The organism is Caballeronia catudaia (assembly GCF_001544755.2).
Lineage (GTDB): Bacteria > Pseudomonadota > Gammaproteobacteria > Burkholderiales > Burkholderiaceae > Caballeronia > Caballeronia catudaia.
In genome coordinates, this window is sequence record NZ_FCOF02000053.1 from 1 (window position 1) to 18738 (window position 18738).

The window sequence follows — 18738 nt, forward strand, 5'->3', positions numbered from 1 at the left end:
TGATTCCTCCAAGTCGCTGGTTCTCTAATAGTACTCCTTATCGCCACTATAAGTAGGGTTATGCAGAGGTTCCTTAACCCGGTTGATCACTCCCTTGATCCCCTCACCCCATTGATGCAACGTGTCGACGCGCGACGCCGGGTCTTGGTTTGCCGCAGGTGAATGCCGAACGCGCCGGAAACAAGCGCGCCCGGTGGCCTCTTTTTCGAAGGTCGAATAATTCGTCTCAGGACGTGAAGACGGCAGAGGGACACACAAGTGGGGTAGTCAGATGCCCGATTTGGCCTCTCTCACGAACTGGCAAAGCCAATCATTGCTTTGACTTCGAGGTACTCCTCGAGACCGAAAACGCCCATTTCACGACCATTTCCCGACTGCTTGTACCCGCCCATCGGAGCTACATTGTTGGACGGTGCGCCGTTCAAGAATATGCGTCCAGCCTGCATGCGTTCGCCCACCTTTCGCGCCGCCTGAAGATCTCCGGCAAAGATATAACCACCAAGGCCATAGCACGTTCCGTTTGCGATCTGAATCGCTTCATCAATGTCGCGATAGGTGATTACAGACAGGACGGGCCCAAAGATTTCCTCTTGAGCGATTGTCATGTCGGGCGTGACGTCAGCAAATACTGTCGGACGAATGAAGTAACCTCGATCGAGCCTTTCAGGCCTCCCGGGTCCGCCGAAAATCAACCTCGCCCCTTCTTGTACTCCCTTTTCGATATAGCTTTGGATGCGATCGAATTGAGCTCGGTTGACAACCGGCCCCATCGTGGTGTTGGCGTCCTGTGGATTTCCGACCCGCACTTTCTCGGCTTCACGGCGAACGAAGTTGAGAAAAGTTTCAAGTTGACCATCTCTAACGAGAATACGGGTCGGAGAATGACACGATTGTCCCGTATTGGAAAATCCTCTCGTCACGTTAAAGCGCGCGGCGGCCTCCAGGTCGGCGTCTGGAAGAATGATATTCGCGGACTTTCCGCCGAGTTCCTGGCACACCCGCTTGACCGTATCGGCTGCAGCCTGGGCTACGAGCACGCCTGCTCGAGTGGACCCAGTGAACGAAACCATGTCGATCCCGCGGTGTCTCGATATGGCCTCTCCGACCGTCGGACCATCACCATTGACAAGGTTAAAAACTCCGGGTGGTACGCCCGCAGCATCAAAGACCTCGGCCAATACCAATGCACTGACCGGCGTGTATTCACTCGGCTTTACCACCACAGTACAGCCTGCGGCCAGAGCGGATCCAAGCTTGGTGCAAAGCAATTGCAGGGGCCAGTTCCATGCCGAGATCAGTCCGCAGACACCGATCGGTTCTCTCCGAACGATGTTGTCGGCCATCATCTGTTCAAACGAATAGTCGCCGAGTGTGATAATAGCCTGCCGAAAGGCTTGCAATGCGGTACCCGTTTGTGCGGTTAGAGCAGCAGGTGCGCCCATCTCCTGCGTGACTGCTGACATAAGGTCATCCTGCCGACGTATGAACTCCTCAACGACGTTCTGTAGCAGTTCGATCCGCTGTTCCTTTTGCGTCTGGCTAAAGGACTCAAACGCCTTGCGCGCCGCCGCGACTGCACGATCAACGTCCTCCCGAGCACCGAGAGCTACGCGTCCGTATGGAAGCTCGGTTGCCGGGTCAATTAGCTCAAAGCTCTCCTTGCCAACCGGTTCGCACCAACGTCCGTCAATATAAAACTTATCAAATTGTTTCATTTTTCTCTTCGCTATACGTGAGTGGAATCTCAAATAGGGCGGCTAGTGCATCGACGTTTACATCTGCACCAAGCACGTTCTGCGCTGTCTCGACACGGGCGCGAACTGTATTTGCCAGCGACATCGGAACGCAGAAGGCGGACGCCATCTGCGAAACCAGTACCAGGTCTTTGACATACCATGCTAGCTTGACGTCGGCCGTGGGTTTGCCTGTTCGAACTGCGGCAATGACACGGCGGAAGCCCGCAGTCCAGCCCGAACTTCGTTCGATGACGTTATCCAGTAGATCTAAACGCAGGCCAATTTTTAATGCCAATGCAAGCGATTCATAAACAATGATTCGATTGCTCGCGCCTAGGGCGTTCTTAACCAGCTTGGCAGCTTGCCCACTACCGCTCGCGCCAAAGTATGAAACTTTCCCACCCATCCTCTGCAATAGCGGCTCTACGACCGCATACGCCGCGGCGTCCCCTCCGCACAGAGTGACCAACGTACCTTCGGCTGCTCCTCTTGGACCGCCTGTTACAGGCGCGTCAATTAGCTCAACGCCCCGCTCCCGCAGCTTCTCAGCCATCATCCGCGTATCGAACGGACTTCCTGTCGTTTGGTCAACGACAATCTTTCCCGCCCTTAATTCGTCAACTATTCCTCGCTCACCAAAAAGGATATTCTGAACGTCCTCCGAAGTCGGCACGCAAAGCATGATGACGTCACACTTTCGCGCGAGCGTAAGAATGTCGCTCGCAGCAAAAGCCCCCATCTCCACAAGTTGTCTGACACGCGCCTGACTCACATCAAAGACATAGAGCTCTCTTGCCGCGCTCAACGCTTGCCGCGCCAAAGCCGCTCCCATCGCTCCTAGGCCCACGTAGCCAATTATTGGCGCTTGCGCAGTGGAGGAAACGTCTCTATTGAAAAGTTCCGAGCGATGGCTGGGAACGACTTCAACCGGCTGTTTGTCGACCAAAATTCCCGCCATGGATCCAATGACGGTGTGCATGTCGTTCAGGTCTGCGCCGGCCCCGACTATATTTGCACCCATTGTAAGCAACGAACGTGTGTGCGTCGTCAGAGGCATGGGAACACCCAGTGCCGTGCCGAGGTCGATCATCCGGTTCAAATCGCCAATCGCGGAGGTCAAAGATTGCTCGTTCGTGCGACCATCCTTACACAAGTCGGGAAGCAGTTTTTCGGAGATTCGACTTCGTCCGCTGCTCAGGTTTATCGCCTCAACTATGTCCGCCAACGCGAGTCCCGCTCGGAACCCCATCGCCACCGATTCCAAGTTCAAAAGCCGACCCGTGAGGTACATCGTCTGGTTCATCAACGCCACCGCGTGCGCATGTACCAATCGCGGTCCGCAGTATACGACCGAGTCAATTGCTTGAAGAATAGGTAATGCCTTTGCATAGGCATCTTGGTGACCCGAAACGAGTACCGTACTCACTTCTGATCCAAGGTCGCGAATGGTGGTCGCCGATAGAAAAAGTACATCGTGCCGCTTAAGTCGAAGTTCGGCTTCCTCACTCCACCAATTCGCCTCACCGTCCAGGTCGACAAGTACTGTCCCTGGCGAAAGCCGGCTAAGGCATTCTTCCCTATCGAACTTCGCAGGCTCTGCGTTATCTGCTTCGCCGAGGCGTAAGAACACGATGTTGCAAACGAGGGCTTGTTCAATAGCCACAAGCGCTCGGCGGTGACCACCCGCTCCCGGTGCCGTCCCGGCCTCACTCGGATTACATCTCGTCAACTCGGGAAGGCACTCCAAGCGGTTAGCCCAATCGCCGCTCGGTCCAATGTATGCTACTGAAATCATCGTCTACTCCTGACTTACGCCTTGGCAGATTCGAAATCTATTGCTTGGGAATGCCCGTATCCTTGATGACTTGACTAGTGGTTTCCAGATCCTTTCTCAAGAAGGCCTCAGATTCTGTGGGCGATGCGTAGAAAGGCTCAGTTCCCTCGGACTGAAGTCTGGACTTGATTTTCGGATCGTTCAATGTCTTCGCTAACGCGTCGGACAGCTTCTTTACTCTGTCGGAAGGAGTGCCCGCCGGTGCGAAGAGCCCGAGCCAGTAGTAGTAACTGAAGCCAGGAACTCCCTGTTGCGCTGCCGTCGGGAGATTCGGAAGCACGCTGACCGGCGCGTCGGACGTGACTGCCAAGGCACGCAGCAGTCCGCCGTTCAAACCGGGTTGACTGCTGCCGTACGCATCAATCAAAAAACTCACCCGACCTGCAATTACGTCAGGCATCGCTGCACCATTCCCCTTATAGGGAACGTGTTGCATCTGTACGCCCGCCTTCTTCAGCAGCATTGCGGCAGCGATGTGTGTCGTAGTGCCGACGCCGGCAGAGCCATAGCTGATAGAGCCTGGCTTTTCCTTCGCATCTTTAAGCAAGTCTGAGAGAGACTTGTAGGTTGACTTGCTGCTCGTCACGATCAGCGCCGGTGACCGAACCATCGTCCCTACATCGATGAAATCTTTCAGTGCGTCGTAGCCGGGTTCTTTATTGAGGGACTGCTGGATTGCGAGCGTGCTACCTGTCGACATCAAGGTATATCCATCTGCCGGTTGCTCCTTGGTGTAACGGATTCCCACCAAGCCCCCAGCCCCAGTACGATTATCAACGATAATCGATTGCCCGAGGATTTCTCCGAGCCGCTGACAAATCACACGAGTCGTCACGTCTCCCCAGCCGCCGGCAGCGACTGGCACAATAACGCGGATCGAGCGTGTCGGGAAGTCATCGGCGGCCCAAGCGCCGAGGGGTGCGGCTACAGTAGCCGAAAGGATTATTCCAGAGATAAGTCTCGTCAACCTAGTCATTAACTGTCTCCTAATGTTGTTTTGTGTCTCGCTTACTGGACATCTTCCGGCTGCATCTCTTCCCGAACGCTCGCTCGATTCGATGCAGGCCACGACCAACGGATCTTAGAATCTTCTTACTCGTTTTTTAGCGTGTTGACCAAAACCTTAATGTCATCAAGTGCGGTCAGCCCTCGTATCAGTTGAAAGCTTCTGTCAATCGCGTCCACATCGGCACCTCCGTATGGCATGAGCGCCCTATATTTAGACTCGACCTCATCCCATTCGATGCCGCGCACGGCAGCGCCCTTCGGAAAGCGGACCGACCGCTCAATAACACGTCCGTCATTGGTCTCAATCTTGACGATAGCGCCGCTTTTGTACAGGTTCTTATCCGGGACGTCGTAGTCGACCCGCGTAATGCGATCGAACAGAGATCTAATGCGGGGGTCGGAAATCTTTTCGGGGAATGCATGCGGCCAACTGTAGTCCTGGTCCGCTGCGCCGGCCGCAGCAAAGTAGAAGGGACTATGTGCGATGCCAATTAGATCGGTTGGATTCTTTGGTCCGGGAAACGGGTAGTCGGGTAACGTGAACGAGATGTGGTGGATGTCAGTCACATCCAACTCTCCTTCTCTTGCGGCGAGGGCCGCCGCTTCTGCCACCGCATGAAACGGAGAGCCGCCCGGGACCATCTTGATTCCGAGTTCGGTCAAAATGCTCCACTTACTTCCCAACTGGTCGATCACGGCGTTGGCATCGTGTCCCCCACCTAGAGTCTCAAAGAAGCCACGCTTCATTTCGAATGTTCCGAGCTCTGCCTCGTATCCCAGCCCGGCCGCCTGAGCGCTGTAGACGCCCATCATTGCCGCATTGCCAGCGTGGTATTCACGAGCAAGACTTGTCGCTGCCGCTGCGTGCAGGCCGCCCATGGAAGTGGCGGCCAACGATAACGCATGCGCCGCAGCGTCTCGACTGAGGTTGAGCAAACGCGCGGCCGCTGCCGCCGCCGCAAAAGTCGCAACAACGCACCCATGGAACCCCTTGCGCTGCAACCCGCCAATCATCGCGGTGTTGATGTTGCCCGCGATCTCATACCCAACAACGATCGCCTCAACGATTTCGGCGCCCGATGCTCCGCGCGCTTCTCCCACTGCCATCGCCGCTGCGCATGCTTGGGTGCCACTATGCACGATGTTACGAAGGTCGCTATCGTCAGACGCTGCGGCGTCGCTCATTAGCGCGTTCAACCTAGCACTTGCCACCACTGGCAAATGCTCCCACTTGCCGAACCACGCCGAACTCTCAGACGCTCCTCCTCTGCTCAGCTCAAGCGACCTGATGAGCTTGCTCGAATCGAGAGTTGATCCCAACGCCGCGCTGGCGAGCGTACTTGCCAGAAGCATCTTCCCGTAGTCGACCGCATCTTGCGGCATGTGCTCAATATTCGATTCCGTTATGAAGCTGGCGTAACGGAGAGAGAGATATTCACTCATTGATGGTTAGCGTTCCCACATCTCTGCGATTTAGCTGGAGGGTATCGGTGCCGTGCAATCTCGGCAGATCAGAATCGACTGTACGTCGAAGGTACCGCAGTGTCAACGAAAAAGGAACGCGTTTCAGTCAATGAAACTCACGAGTTCGGTGATACCGTTGATTACGGAAAACCGATCGAGGCTCAGATATGGTGTGAAAACGCTGTCGCCGGCCCTGAAGATGACCGCGTTTTACAATGTTTTTGGTGAGCGCGCACTCTCGAACCGCCGAGCGCTGATCGAGGAGCGAGGCTGGACCGGACTCGCATTTCTACTTGAGCGGTTGAACGACTGCTTGTGTTCGGCCACGCCTCCTGTGTCACAGCGGTCCTAGTCTTGCCGCCTCGGTCAACATTCCTGGGCGCACGCAGCGCTCGATGCTCTAAACGAAGGCGCCTATCGACAACTCCGAGCGGCCAAAGTCGGGCCAGTACGTTGGTGCGAACGACATATCCAGCTAGACATCCCTGCTCGCCGCTGAGCTGCGGGTAAAAGAAATTCGCTTGCGGAAACCTTTGGTAGGTTTCCTCAAGCGACCCCTGATGAGCGCACCGCTTGAACTTACGCGGCGGTGAAGCTCAAGGCATAACACGTTCCACATAACATCCGAAGCTTCCAACTAACAGGTATTGCACCTCACCGGAGGTTCTGAACCCCTACTGCAGCCGATAGATCCGAGCGGCATTGTCGCGATAAAGCGAGCGCTTCTCAGATTCGGAGTAGTGTCGCGTTACGCGCTTAAAGGCATTCCAAAGCACACCGTATCCGCAGGTTTGCTTATCGACCGGAAAGTTGCTCTCGAACATGCAACGTTCAGAGCCGAAGAATTCGATACATGTCTCAATGTACGGTCTCCAAGATGCGGCTAGTGCTTCGGATGTCGGGGGTTCCGAATACAAATGATAGTTCCAGCCGCAGTAGAGCATCCCGAGCCCACCGATCTTGACCGTCAAGTTAGGAAACTGCGAAAGCTGCTGAATGTATGTTCGCCACGTTGAAAAGACTTCGCGGCGATTCACATGCGGCGGGATCCCAAGAATGCCACCCGCGTGGTCAAGGACGACATTCGTATCCGGAAACTCCCGAAGAAGGCTTATCAGATCCGGTAATTGCGGATAGAAAATCCACGCATCGAATGATAGGTTCAGTGGCGCGAGCCTCGCGAATCCTTCTCGGAAGTTGGAATCCAGAAGCACGTGAGGACGGGCGAACGCACGCCCAAATCCCGCCTGCCCCGAATCAAACGTCGCACCGTGCCGGATCCCGCGCAAGCGGCCGCGACCCGCCTCAAGCATCGTATCAAGTACAGCTTGCACATCGCTGCCGAGCAGAAGATCTGCGTGCCCGACGATGCCGGCGCACAACTTGGGGCCTTCCGGTCGCTCGGTCGCGCATGCATCGGCAAAAGCACTAGCGAACTCGACTTCGCCAACCGAGCGCATCGACTCTGGACCGGTCTCACGGTAGTTCGCTTTAAACTGCATGTACACGGTCGCCTCGATCCGATGGCCCGTTCCTATGTCAGCTAGCAGTTCGTCCGCGAGGTAGCGCCCGCGCTCGTCATTCCAAATATGGTGATGCGGGTCGATGATAGGAAGCTCAGGCTCCAAGGCTTCTTCGACGCGTCGCTTCGTCCAGGAATCCAGCGCTTCGAGATCTCGATGGTTGTTGCCCCGAAAATCCACCACTGTCGCTGGGATGGTGTCAGTCTCGTTCTGCGTCGTCACTCCGGAACCTCTCTTCGTTCAATGCTGTTGCTGGCTGTCGACTGTCGGACCGGCAGAAGCTTCGCTTCGCCGCCCCCGGCACTTCGACGACTAGAGATACTCGCTGGCAAAAACGTTTCTACACGGCGTGCTGTGCGCGATCGACGGTTTCGACCTTGACTTTCGCCCAGGACTCGTACTGCTTTGCGATAGAACTCACGTCTTCAGGGGAATGTCCGCCACTGCACACGAGGCCATAGACTCCCAAGACCTTGTCGAAAATCCACGTCGTAACACCCAGTTGACGCGCCGCATCCGTTGCCATAGTCAGGTGGCGCCTAGCCTGTGCGAGGGTCAACCCATAGTCAAAGCGGCGAGTCGCTACCTGCTCTGGGAGGATCCGAGCGCTCGCGGCGTTTCTTCCGGTCTCGATGCCCATAATCGTCCTCATCTGCAACGGAGTCAGTCCAGCCTTGGCCCCTGCGACGAATGCCTCGGACGTGACGACAAGAAGTGTCGCAAACAACGATGCGTGAATCATGTGCATCAACTGGGCGTCCCCTGGCCGCTCCGAGATCACAAACACTCGACGACTCAACGCGGCCAGCAGTGGCACTACTGCGTCGATGGCAGCGGCCGCGCCGCCGACGATGATTACCCCTTGGCCGGATCGACGTTCGTGAGACGGTCCAGTGTGCAAGCCGTCAACGCATTTGAGGCCGAGCTCTCGTGTCTGCTGGTGAAAACGAGTGGATTCGGCTATGGGCATCGTTCGAGTGTTGATGACAACGCCGCCTTCGCCGGCTGCTTGGCGAATGCGCTTCACAAGAAGGGACTGTTCGTCACTTTCCTTTACGCCGATCAAGACGCACGTCCCGAAGGATCGAGCTGGCACGGTCGTAGGTTGCGCCGCGCCTGCCTCACCGTGCGGTATCTCGACTTTAAATCCCTGCTCACGCAATCGGAGAGAAATAGGCTCAGCCTCGGATTCGTCACATATAAGAATGTGGGGAACGAAGGTTGCGCCCACCGAAACCGCCCGCTCGCAAGAGATGGCCTCTCCGCGGCTCGCCACCTCGACCCCAGACCACGGCTCAAGATAGGTAATAAGCGAAGTTCCGTCGCGGTCCGCTCCCCCCTGCATTGCTGCATACTTCCACACTTGCTGCACAGTTTGTGCAACCCACATCGGAACCCCGCGGTTTTGGGCCTCTTCGACCGTCAGTGAGATGTCCTTGGCCGTAATGGCCATGCGAGCTCCGAAATCGAACTTGCGCGGAAGCACCGACCGTGCGAACTTATTTCGGGTCGCGCTACTGCTTGCGTCGCCTGAATTTATGATTTCAAGCATCCGTTGAGGGTTTAGTCCGCCCTTGACGCCCAGAATGAACGCTTCGCAGGCGGACGCCATGCCGGTGGCCGACAGCGAGTTATTGAGAAGTTTGAGCGTCTGAGCCTTTCCGGTCTCCTCACCTAGATACAGCACCTCCAGGCTTGCCAGGTCTCGCATGATGGGAGCAACACGTTCGAACGCGCGCTCGGGCCCAGAACACATGATTCCGAGTTTGCCATTCCCCGCCGTTGTCACGTTGCCTGTGATAGGAGAGTCAAGCAGGTCGATTTCGAAGGACTTGAGATCCGCTGCGAGGTCTTGAGCGAATCGTGCCCCGGTCGTCGAGAAATCAACCAGGATACGCGCGGCGCCGCCTTTCGAAACACCTTCTTCTCCAAAAACGACTTCCTTGATGGCCGGCAGTGATGGCAAGCAAGTCAACACGATTGCGGCGCGATCAGCAATCGCTTTGGCTGACGTCATCGATTGCGCACCTCGCTCGACAGCCGAAGCGACGGCCGATGCGTTGGTGTCGTACACAAGCAACGAGTATCCGAGCGTCGCAAGATGACGCGCCATTGGGGCGCCCATCGCCCCAAGGCCGATAAATCCGATCGGCTCAGAGATAACGTGGTTTGCAGGAGCGGTCGGTTCAGTCATTGTTAAACTCGAGAGGACAAGATTCAATTATCTCTTGGGCAGCGCCAAGCCTATCTGCTACACGGACTCATCACGCCGTTCCCTCAGCTTGGAAGCCGGAACCCCCAACACAATGATGAAGCCACCGGCAAGTGCGATTGCTGCAATGGTGTATAGCCCAATGGCGATGCTATGAGTATTGGTCATCAGCCAGCCCAGCCAGGTCGGTGTCAGCAGTGAACCTGCCTGGCCCAAGCTGCTCATCAACGCGATGCCAGCCGCAACAGATGCTGCCGGGAAATACGCCGGGGGAATCGTCCAGAACATTGTGCTACCCGCGTAATATGCGATTGCCAGCAGCGAAAGGCAGCCGATTGTCAAGACCGGGCTGTGGACCACACTCGGAAGCAGGACGAGCCCCACTGCCCCAATGGAAATCGAGAACAGGTAGTGCCAGCGGCGCTCGACGCGGTGGTCGGAGTGTCGGGCAATGACAATCATCCCAATCGCACCGATAACGGACGGAATCGCAGAAAGTAGAGATAGGTGCAGGATGTTGGTGACACCTGCTCGATGAATGATAGTGGGCGTCCAATAATTCATAACGATGCCCAGCATTGGCGTAACCAACGATGCGAGCACGACCACATAGACGCGTGGGTCGCGAAGAACCGCGACCAGTCCGGAATGAACAGGCTTGCCTTTGAATGCGCGATCCGCTTGGATGTTATCCAAGATAATCTTGCGCTCCGCGTCCGTCAGCCATTTTGCGTGATCGGGCTTATCATCGAGATAAAAGTACGCGAAGACTCCGAGCAGAACTGCGGGTATCCCTTCAAGCAAGAACAGCCATTGCCAGTTACGAAGTCCGCCAACGTCGACGAACGTGTTAAGGATCCAACCGGCCAAGGGTCCTCCAATCATTCCTGATACCGCAATCGCGAGCAAGAAGCGCGACGTTATGCGTGCGCGACGCGCGGACGGGAACCAGTAGGTGAGATAGAGCAATAGACCAGGATAGAAGCCGGCTTCGGCAGCTCCAAGCGCAATTCGGGCGATGTAGAACTGCGTGCTCGTTTGTATGAACATCATCAAGCAAGTGATGCAGCCCCACAGGAACATAATTCGCGCCATGGTGAGTCGTGCGCCCGTTCGCTCCAACATCAGGTTGCTCGGAACTTCAAACAGGACGTAGCCGATCGAAAATAACCCTACCCCCAATCCGTAGGCTGCGTCCGAGAGCGCGAGATCTCTCGACAGTGGAATCTTGGCGAAACCGAGATTCACACGGTCAATGTAGTTCACTACCCAACAAAGGAATAAGAACGGAACGAGCCTTAGAGTGACCTTCCGATATGCTGCCTTCACCTCCTTGTCAGTCGCCCATGCCTCGGCAGGCTGATCACCGCTCCAACCCTGTACAGGGGGCTGTACTGATTGCTCCATTGTCTGCTCCATCCCGCCAGTTATCGTGCGTACTGCTCTGTCTTCACGAGGGTGTTCTCATTTGACACGAAAGAAAAGGCCCGGCGCCCGACTGTCGACCGAGTTGAATAGCATTCAGTGGGCGAGCGCGCGGAGGCCTCCGGTCAACGCTCAATGTGGGAGATCGTCAAATGCCGCATGGGGGGTTGTCTCCTAGTTTTTGTAAATGTCAACTTCGTGCTCGCCGCGCCTGTAAAAAACAAGGGTTAACCCTTGTCTGATACACAGTTGGCGGCGCCACGAAATCTTGCATCAACTTTATCTCTGGGATGTACCTGCGTCAACACAAATGGAATTCGTTCCACTGTTCGGAACCTCAGCGCACTGACAGTGGCAGTTCCATTTCACCTCCTAGTTTCACTAGCTGGAATCGATGCTGATCAGCAGAATTAGTGCTACGATGCTTCGAACACCCCCGATACACTTCAGCCAGCGTTCGATCTCGGCCCACGAAGACGGGTCATGTAGAAAAGTTTGGCAAACGACTTAGGAGGCGACACAAGATGAAGATTGGTTACATCGGACTGGGAGCGCTAGGCGGTCAACTGGCACGTCGATTTTTATCGGCGCACGAGCTCTGCGTGTGGGATTTGAATGCGAATGCTGCAACGGCATTCGCCGAGGCGGGCGCGAAGGTCGCTCCGTCGGCGGGCGCGCTCGCCTCTGAGAGCGACGTGATCCTACTTTGCCTTCCACGAAGCTCCGATGTAAGAGAACTGATTTTTGGGCCTGGCGGTCTAGCCGAAGGACTTTCGGCCGGAAAAATTGTTATCGATCAGACCAGTGGTATTCCGGAGGAGACTCGAGAGATTGCTGAGCTCCTTGCTCGCCAGGGCGTTAACATGATCGACGCCGCTGTATCTGCCACTCCATCCATTGTTGCCAGCGGTGGCGCAACGCTCATGGTTTCGGGTCCAGCCGATGTAGTTGAGAAGTCACTTCCAGCACTTCGAACGATCACTGAAACAATCTTCCGCTGCGGCACTCGCGTTGGCGACGGACAAGCCATGAAGATGGTCAACAATGCGATGAATGCGGCCTGTCGCCTTGGTACTCTGGAGATCGCCGCTCTGGGAGTGAAGGCTGGTCTTACCCTCGAATATCTGAGCGAGTTCTTGAACCGGGAGCCCGCTCGCAATCAAACGACATTGAAGATGCTTCCGGCTCTGGTCGAAGGAAAGGAGTCGACCAACTTTGCCCTCTCGCTGATGCTGAAGGATGTCAATCAGGCGGTGGCACTTGGCATGACCCGCTCAGTGCCGATGCCCATCATGAACATTACCCGCGGACTGCTGCAGATTGGTTTGAACACCATTGGCGATCGCGCTCGTTTGGAAGACATGGTTGGTCTCGTCGAGTCCATGGCAGCGACCAAGCTGGCCCAGTGTAAGGAGACGACGAAGCCGGACGTTGCAGGTTCGACGGACGTCCCGCCAGCAATTGAAGATGTTCTCATCAACAGTCTTGAATGTCTCGGGCGAGCGGTGACCTACGAATGCGTATCCGCCGGGCTGAAGTATGGGCTCAAGCTCGATGACATAGCGCTGGTTGTGAATAAGGGCTCAGGTTGGAGCGACGCTTCGCGAACGCTTCTTCCGGCGCTTGCGTCTGGCAAGTCGGAATCTGGGACTGCCATAGATTCTTACCTCGGCCATCTCAAGGCCTGTTCTTCGCTGGCTAGCAGAGTGGGCGCGCCCGCGCTGATACCGAACTTGGTCCTCGTGATCTTCGAACAGGCAAAAAATCAGCTTGGAGGCTCCTCCGGCGTGGAGCAACTCGCTCGGATGTATGAGGAGACGGCCGGTGTCAAGATGCGGCGACAAGAGTGACGCATTGGTGAACGAAGGTTAGGGATAGCGATCTTGAGCATCGGCCTTTTCTGATAATTCCGAACTGACCGGTGCCTGGATCGAAAAATATTTGCCTCTCGAGAGTCGACTCCAATGCCAAAGCTTCTGGTCAACCTTGCGCACGTCTTTTGCATTTCGCTAATTTCGACGAGCCAAGTGCACGCTGAAGATTCATTTCCTTCACACCCTGTCCGGATCATTGTGAACACCGGTCCGGGCGGACTGCTCGATGTAACGACACGTCTTATTGCCCAGCAAATGAGTCTCAGCCTTAAACAGTCCGTCATCGTCGAGAATCGGGCCGGCGGCGACGGTCTGGTAGGCATCAACGTCGTCAAGGAGGTTCGGCCCGACGGATACACCCTGTTAGCATCCGCCGGTACTATGGTTTATCAGCAATCGGTGCGACAAGATCCGGGCTACAACCTCTTGAGCGACTTCACCGGAATCGGGTTCATGGGCAGATCGCCCCTACTTCTCGAAGTCTCCACCGGCGAACCAGAGAAAACCCTCTCAGATTTCATAAGTCGCGCAAAAGCGAATCCTGGGAAGCTTTCGTACGCATCGGCTGGCATTGGAACCGGAACGCATCTAGGGGCTGCACTCTATCTTCAGAAGGCAGGGCTGCAGCTTCTACACATCCCTTACAAGGGGAACGGGCCTGCCATGCCTGACGTTATGAGCGGCCGCGTGAATATGATCTTCGAAGCTTACGGAAGCAGTAAGGGCTATTTGGACGGCGGTAAGCTCCGGGCCCTCGGAGTTACATCAAATTCAAGGCTCACGGCGTTACCGAATGTTCCCACTCTGGCCGAGCAAGGGGCTCCCGGATATAGTTTCTACACTTGGATGGGCCTTGTTGCACCCGCCGGAACGCCGAAAGACGCGGTTGAACGTCTTTCTCAAGCACTGCGTGACTCGATAAATAATAATTCTCTTCGAGAGCGATTGGCTAGTCCAGGCATTGAGACGTCTCCCATGACGCCCCCGGAGTTCAATAAGTATCTTAGGAATGAAGTGTCAGAAGTGAACCGAGTCGTTACCAACCTCGGAATACAAAAACAATAACGCGGAACATTCTGAGGTCGCGGAACGCGCCCTGTCCCGTGCCTTTAGGGATCGCGAGAACCGCGGAGACCTGCGCCGAGCTGCCCGCTATGCTCGGCGCAGGTGGTCTTAAGACGATCCTCAAGACAAGGAAGCATGCGGAGATCTTGCGTTTTTGCGGCTGAATCAATGCTCGATCTCAAATGACGAAGTATCGGCGCAAGCTCCCACGTCCATCAAACCTCCACCATTTCGAAATCACTCTTTCCCACCGAGCATTCAGGGCACAGCCAGTCGGCGGGCACATCTTCCCAACGCGTGCCAGCAGGGATGCCGTCCTCGGGAATGCCCTCGGCCTCGTCGTAAATGAAACCGCAAAGGACACACTGCCACACCTTAAAGTCCGACTGAACCGGCGCATCCGCCGAGGCATCGTCGAGTTCGTTCAATTTCGCGTTCATACTTTCCTCAACAACCGGCGCCACTGGCCGGTATAAAACGCAGTCGCTAGACGAAATCGAGCCCTGCAACTCAGAGTCGATTAAAAGTCTGCACTTGCAGGTCGTCGCCAACGAGACAACGAGCCCGAGAAGGCTTTCACCGAAACCGTGTTGAAGCCGGCCGCCCCGAGCACATCAAGCACCACTCCTCTGTCTCCTCCCCATTTAACGTTACCCCGCCCCACACCACCAATGGTATCATTGGTTTTACTGAACAGCACCGGTTTCATTCATCGAAACTTAACTACGGTGCCAGTGGTTCATGACCAGGCCCCCCGGGCACCAGGCGCGTGCTGGGAGTCGCGACTTCACCTGTTGAAGAGGAGTTGAGCGTATGACTGTTAAAGGCAAGGCTTACATTGTTGGAGCCTATGAGCATCCATTACGTAAAGCACCCAATCACTCTGTGGCGCAATTGCATGCCGAGGTTGCAAAAGGTGCGATAGAAGATGCCGGATTGACCAAAGATGATATCGACGGCTTCTTTTGCGCCGGCGACGCGCCAGGAGCCAACGCGTGGTCTCTGGCGAATTATCTAAACCTCAATCAACTGAAGCATATCGATTCGACGGACATGGGAGGGTGCTCCTACTTGATCCACGTTGCTCATGCCGCGGAGGCGATTGCCGCCGGGAAATGCAACGTCGCGCTCATCACGCTCGCGGGCCGGCCAAATTCCGAGGGAATCTCAGGAACGCAGGTACGCGTTCGCGGCGTGAACCTGCCTGACGCGCCCTACGAGCTCCCGTATAGCCCCGTGACGTTGAACCTATATGCAATGGCTGCGATGCGTCATATGCATGAGTACGACACGACTAGCGAGCAACTCGCGTGGGTCAAAGTTTCGGCTTCACACCACGCGCAATACAACCCTCAAGCAATGTTGCAGTCCGTCGTAACGGTCGACGAGGTCTTGGCGTCCCCGATGATTTCCGATCCTCTGCATCGTCTCGACTCCTGCGTTGTGAGTGACGGTGGCGGGGCGATTATCGTCGCGCGCCCCGAAATCGCCAAAAGCCTGAACCGTCCGAAGATTAAGCTTCTAGGTTGCGGTGAATCAACGAAACACCAGATGGGGGGGAAGATTGACCTGACGTACACAGGTGCAGCATGGACCGGTCCGCGTGCGTTTGACGAAGCAGGCGTGTCGCCATCTAACATCCAGTACGCGTCAATCTACGACAGCTTCACCATTACTGTAATTCTCCAACTCGAAGACCTCGGCTTCTGCAAGAAGGGGGAAGGCGGCAAATTCGTCGCCGACGGCAACTTGATTTCCGGTTCGGGGAAGCTCCCTTTCAACACCGATGGCGGTGGTCTATGTAACAACCACCCGTCGAACAGGGGTGGTATGACAAAAATTATCGAGGCAGTGCGGCAACTGCGTGGCGAAGCTCACGCTAAGGTGCAGGTTCCTGATTGCTCGCTGGCGCTTGCTACCAGCATCGGGGGCGCTATCGGTCATCGCCATGGAGCAGCCACCATTATCTTGGAACGGGAGTGAGAAGAGATGACTTCACAGAATCCTGAAAGAAAGATTGGCGACCCCGCGATGAATCCGGGCGACGAGCCATATTTCGCGGCCGCAAAGGAAGGCCGCCTATTGATTAAACGCTGCAACTCTTGCGGGCAGCCGCATCACTATCCCCGCCAACTGTGCCCATTCTGCTGGAGTTCAGATGTAGTCTGGAGCGATGCAAGCGGCGATGGAGAAATCTACACCCACAGCGTGACTCGACGGGGAGCAGGTGCACCCTATTGCATTGCGTACGTGGCGCTTGATGAGGGGCCCGTGGTGATGACAAACATCGTCGACGTCGACTTAGACACGGTGACGATCGGCCAGCGCGTAAAGGCCGTCTTCAAAACATCAGAGAATGGCACGTCAATCCCGATGTTCACACCGTCTTCGTAAGAATGCTTCTGCGCACGCAGCCGTTACGGTCCCCTGCTTAGACCGACGGCTGACAAACAACCGAGCGATCCACACTCTTGGAGGAGACATGACAGGGAAGGTGTTCTTGTATAGCGCCGTCGACAACGTCCTGACCCAATACCAGGTCGACGTTGCTTCGGGCGTTCTCGAGAGAAGGTGCAGCATTCATGTTCCTGCGAAAATTCAGTATGCGTGGCCACATCCGTCGCGAGAGTACCTATACGTAACGACCAGCAACGGTGGCCCGAGGGTCAAGTCGGACTACAACCACGTCAGTGCGTTCGCCATCGGGCCAGACGGAGCCCTGACGCAGCACGGCAATCCGCAGCCACTCGACCGGCGCGCGGTCCACATGTGCGTCGACCCGACCGGACAGTTCATCTTGAACGCGCACAATCATCCGATGAGCGGCATAACCGTTCATAGCATCAACTCGGACGGGACTATTGGCGAAGCAGTTAAGCAACCGCACCCTCTCGACTATGGAATCTATCCTCACCAAGTGATGGCATTTCCATCTGGAGATGCGGCACTCATTGTCGACCGAGGGAACAAACCACAGGGCGACAAGCCCGAGGATCCCGGCGCTCTTCGCTCGTTCAAAATGCGTAATGGTGTTCTTGATGTCGAAGACGTCGTTGCGCCGCGGGGGGGGTATGGGTTCGGGCCACGGCATGTTGACTTCCATCCATCCAAGCCATGGCTTTACGCTTCCGACGAGCGTATGAACCGTCTATATATGTTCCGCATCATTGACGGTCGTATCGAACAAGAACCAGCTTACACACAAAAGACGCTCGCAGACTCCAAAAGCGTCGCTGCGCGGCAAATTGCCGGCCCGATTCACGTTCACCCGTCCGGTCGATACGTTTATGTCGCCAATCGAGCCGACCACGCAATCGAAAAAGATGGCCAAAAGGTCTTCGCGGGCGGAGAAAACAACATTGCGGTGTATGCGCTTGATCAAGAGACCGGCGAACCGCAACTCATGCAACATGCCGATACGCATTCCTTTCACGTCCGGACCTTCGCTTGTGACCCAAGCGGCTCGTTGCTCGTTACAGCGAGCATCAAAGCTCTGTCCGTCGAGGATGGTACAGGACTTAAAGAGGTCCCTGCAGCCCTGAGCGTTTTCCGGATAGGTGAAGATGGAAGACTCGACTTCGTGCAGAAGTACGATGTCGAGACTTCCGGGAATGAACTTCAATATTGGATGGGAATTGTCTCAGTGACGTGAGGCTTGGGCCTTATTCGCCACAAGGCGAATAAGGCAACTCAGATTCGATTCAGAATTCGGCCGCCGTCGACAAGAAGCGAAACGCCAGTGACAAAATCGGCTTCGTCAGAAGCAAGATAGAGCGCGGCGTTTGCAACATCCCAAGCGCTACCCTGACGCCCGAGTGGTACTTTGGCGTCGCGGTCCGCCAACACCTGCTCGCGTGATTGGCTCCATTCACGAACCCGTGCCTCAACCGCCATTGGTGTCGCAATCAACCCTGGCAGCACGCAGTTGGCGCGAATTCCAAACGGCGCGTTTTGCAGCGCGAGTTGCTCGGTAAACGCGATGACCCCTGCTTTGGTGGCCTTGTACGCCACGTACGGGTATTTCCCAGGCCCGGCGGCGGATGACACGTTGACAATCGAGCCTGAGCGCTGCTCACGCATGATCGCGACGGCGTGTTTGCAGGCGAACACCGTCCCTCGCAGATTAATTCGGCATATGTTGTCGAACTTGTCTTCGGTGATGTCCATTAAATCAGCGTCACCGCCGCCCAAGCTGACCCCAACGTTATTGTGCAGTACGTCCAGCGAGCCCCACCGCTCTTTTGCGCCGTAGATGGCTTGGACAAGTTCATTCTCACGAGTCACGTCCGCGCCGAACGCGACGGCTTCAAAACCTTCGGCCCGGATCATCGCTGCTGTTTCCTCAGCAGACTCGATTGACCGGTCGACGGCCAGCACTCGCGCGCCTTCCCGCGCGAAGCGAACGGCTGCCGCCCTGCCGTTGCCGATCCCTTCCCCAGGCGCCTGTCCTGCCCCAATGACCACCGCGACTTTCCCTTCCAGTCGAGCCCTGCTCGTCCATCCTTGCCCGCGATCAGTTTTATCCATGTCTGTCCTCGCTATGTCTCGTGTATGCAGCTGGTTGCGCTGCCCTAAGCCTCCTTGATCCACGAGATAG

At 56.0% G+C, this 18738-nt stretch carries 14 protein-coding genes; 5 read left to right on the top strand and 9 right to left on the bottom strand.

Annotated features, from left to right (window positions below):
• Positions 1-290: 290 nt before the first annotated feature.
• From AWB75_RS31685 to AWB75_RS31715, 7 genes are all read right to left on the bottom strand, one after another.
• A complete protein-coding gene (locus tag AWB75_RS31685; protein WP_061127956.1) occupies positions 291-1715 on the bottom strand; it encodes an aldehyde dehydrogenase family protein in 1425 nt (474 codons plus the stop codon).
• Positions 1702-3399: an NAD(P)-binding domain-containing protein gene (locus AWB75_RS31690; protein ID WP_159462827.1), complete on the bottom strand. Its 1698-nt coding sequence runs from the start codon at positions 3397-3399 to the stop codon at positions 1702-1704. Before AWB75_RS31690 ends, AWB75_RS31685 begins: the two co-directional genes overlap by 14 nt.
• A 169-nt stretch (positions 3400-3568) precedes the next feature.
• Positions 3569-4546 (bottom strand): Bug family tripartite tricarboxylate transporter substrate binding protein, encoded by a 978-nt coding sequence (locus AWB75_RS31695; RefSeq protein ID WP_235012325.1) that lies wholly within the window; start codon positions 4544-4546, stop codon positions 3569-3571.
• 116 nt (positions 4547-4662) lie between these two features.
• Complete coding sequence (locus tag AWB75_RS31700) at positions 4663-6021, bottom strand: MmgE/PrpD family protein (protein WP_061127958.1); 1359 nt, start codon at positions 6019-6021, stop codon at positions 4663-4665.
• 695 nt (positions 6022-6716) lie between these two features.
• Positions 6717-7787 (bottom strand): amidohydrolase family protein, encoded by a 1071-nt coding sequence (locus tag AWB75_RS31705; RefSeq protein ID WP_235012326.1) that lies wholly within the window; start codon positions 7785-7787, stop codon positions 6717-6719.
• Positions 7788-7905: 118 nt separating this feature from the next.
• The gene (locus AWB75_RS31710; protein ID WP_061127959.1) at positions 7906-9759 is read right to left on the bottom strand and encodes an NAD-binding protein; all 1854 of its coding nucleotides are present in this window, start codon (positions 9757-9759) and stop codon (positions 7906-7908) included.
• A gap of 57 nt (positions 9760-9816) precedes the next feature.
• The gene (locus tag AWB75_RS31715; protein ID WP_061127978.1) at positions 9817-11184 is read right to left on the bottom strand and encodes an MFS transporter; all 1368 of its coding nucleotides are present in this window, start codon (positions 11182-11184) and stop codon (positions 9817-9819) included.
• A 431-nt stretch (positions 11185-11615) separates the two neighbouring features.
• Here AWB75_RS31715 and AWB75_RS31720 point away from each other — a divergent pair, with 431 nt between their 5' ends.
• Positions 11616-13052: an NAD-binding protein gene (locus tag AWB75_RS31720; RefSeq protein WP_268807889.1), complete on the top strand. Its 1437-nt coding sequence runs from the start codon at positions 11616-11618 to the stop codon at positions 13050-13052.
• A 114-nt stretch (positions 13053-13166) separates the two neighbouring features.
• Positions 13167-14141, top strand: a complete 975-nt coding sequence (locus AWB75_RS31725) for a Bug family tripartite tricarboxylate transporter substrate binding protein (protein WP_061127961.1) — start codon at positions 13167-13169, stop codon at positions 14139-14141.
• A 215-nt stretch (positions 14142-14356) separates the two neighbouring features.
• On the opposite strand, the gene AWB75_RS31730 is transcribed toward AWB75_RS31725, so the two are convergent.
• On the bottom strand, positions 14357-14581 hold the full coding sequence (locus AWB75_RS31730) for a rubredoxin (RefSeq protein ID WP_087087097.1): 225 nt from the start codon (positions 14579-14581) through the stop codon (positions 14357-14359).
• 373 nt (positions 14582-14954) lie between these two features.
• Between AWB75_RS31730 and AWB75_RS31735 the strand changes: the two genes are divergently transcribed.
• The 3 genes from AWB75_RS31735 (at position 14955) to AWB75_RS31745 (ending at position 17793) form a co-directional block, all read left to right on the top strand.
• On the top strand, positions 14955-16124 hold the full coding sequence (locus tag AWB75_RS31735; protein ID WP_061127962.1) for a thiolase domain-containing protein: 1170 nt from the start codon (positions 14955-14957) through the stop codon (positions 16122-16124).
• Between the two features lie 6 nt (positions 16125-16130).
• A complete protein-coding gene (locus tag AWB75_RS31740; RefSeq protein ID WP_061127963.1) occupies positions 16131-16535 on the top strand; it encodes a Zn-ribbon domain-containing OB-fold protein in 405 nt (134 codons plus the stop codon).
• Between the two features lie 88 nt (positions 16536-16623).
• Complete coding sequence (locus tag AWB75_RS31745) at positions 16624-17793, top strand: lactonase family protein (protein ID WP_061127964.1); 1170 nt, start codon at positions 16624-16626, stop codon at positions 17791-17793.
• A gap of 38 nt (positions 17794-17831) precedes the next feature.
• Here the strand turns inward: AWB75_RS31745 and AWB75_RS31750 are convergent, their stop codons facing one another.
• Positions 17832-18668, bottom strand: coding sequence for an SDR family NAD(P)-dependent oxidoreductase (locus AWB75_RS31750; RefSeq protein WP_061127965.1), 837 nt, complete (start codon positions 18666-18668; stop codon positions 17832-17834).
• Positions 18669-18738 lie beyond the last annotated feature (70 nt).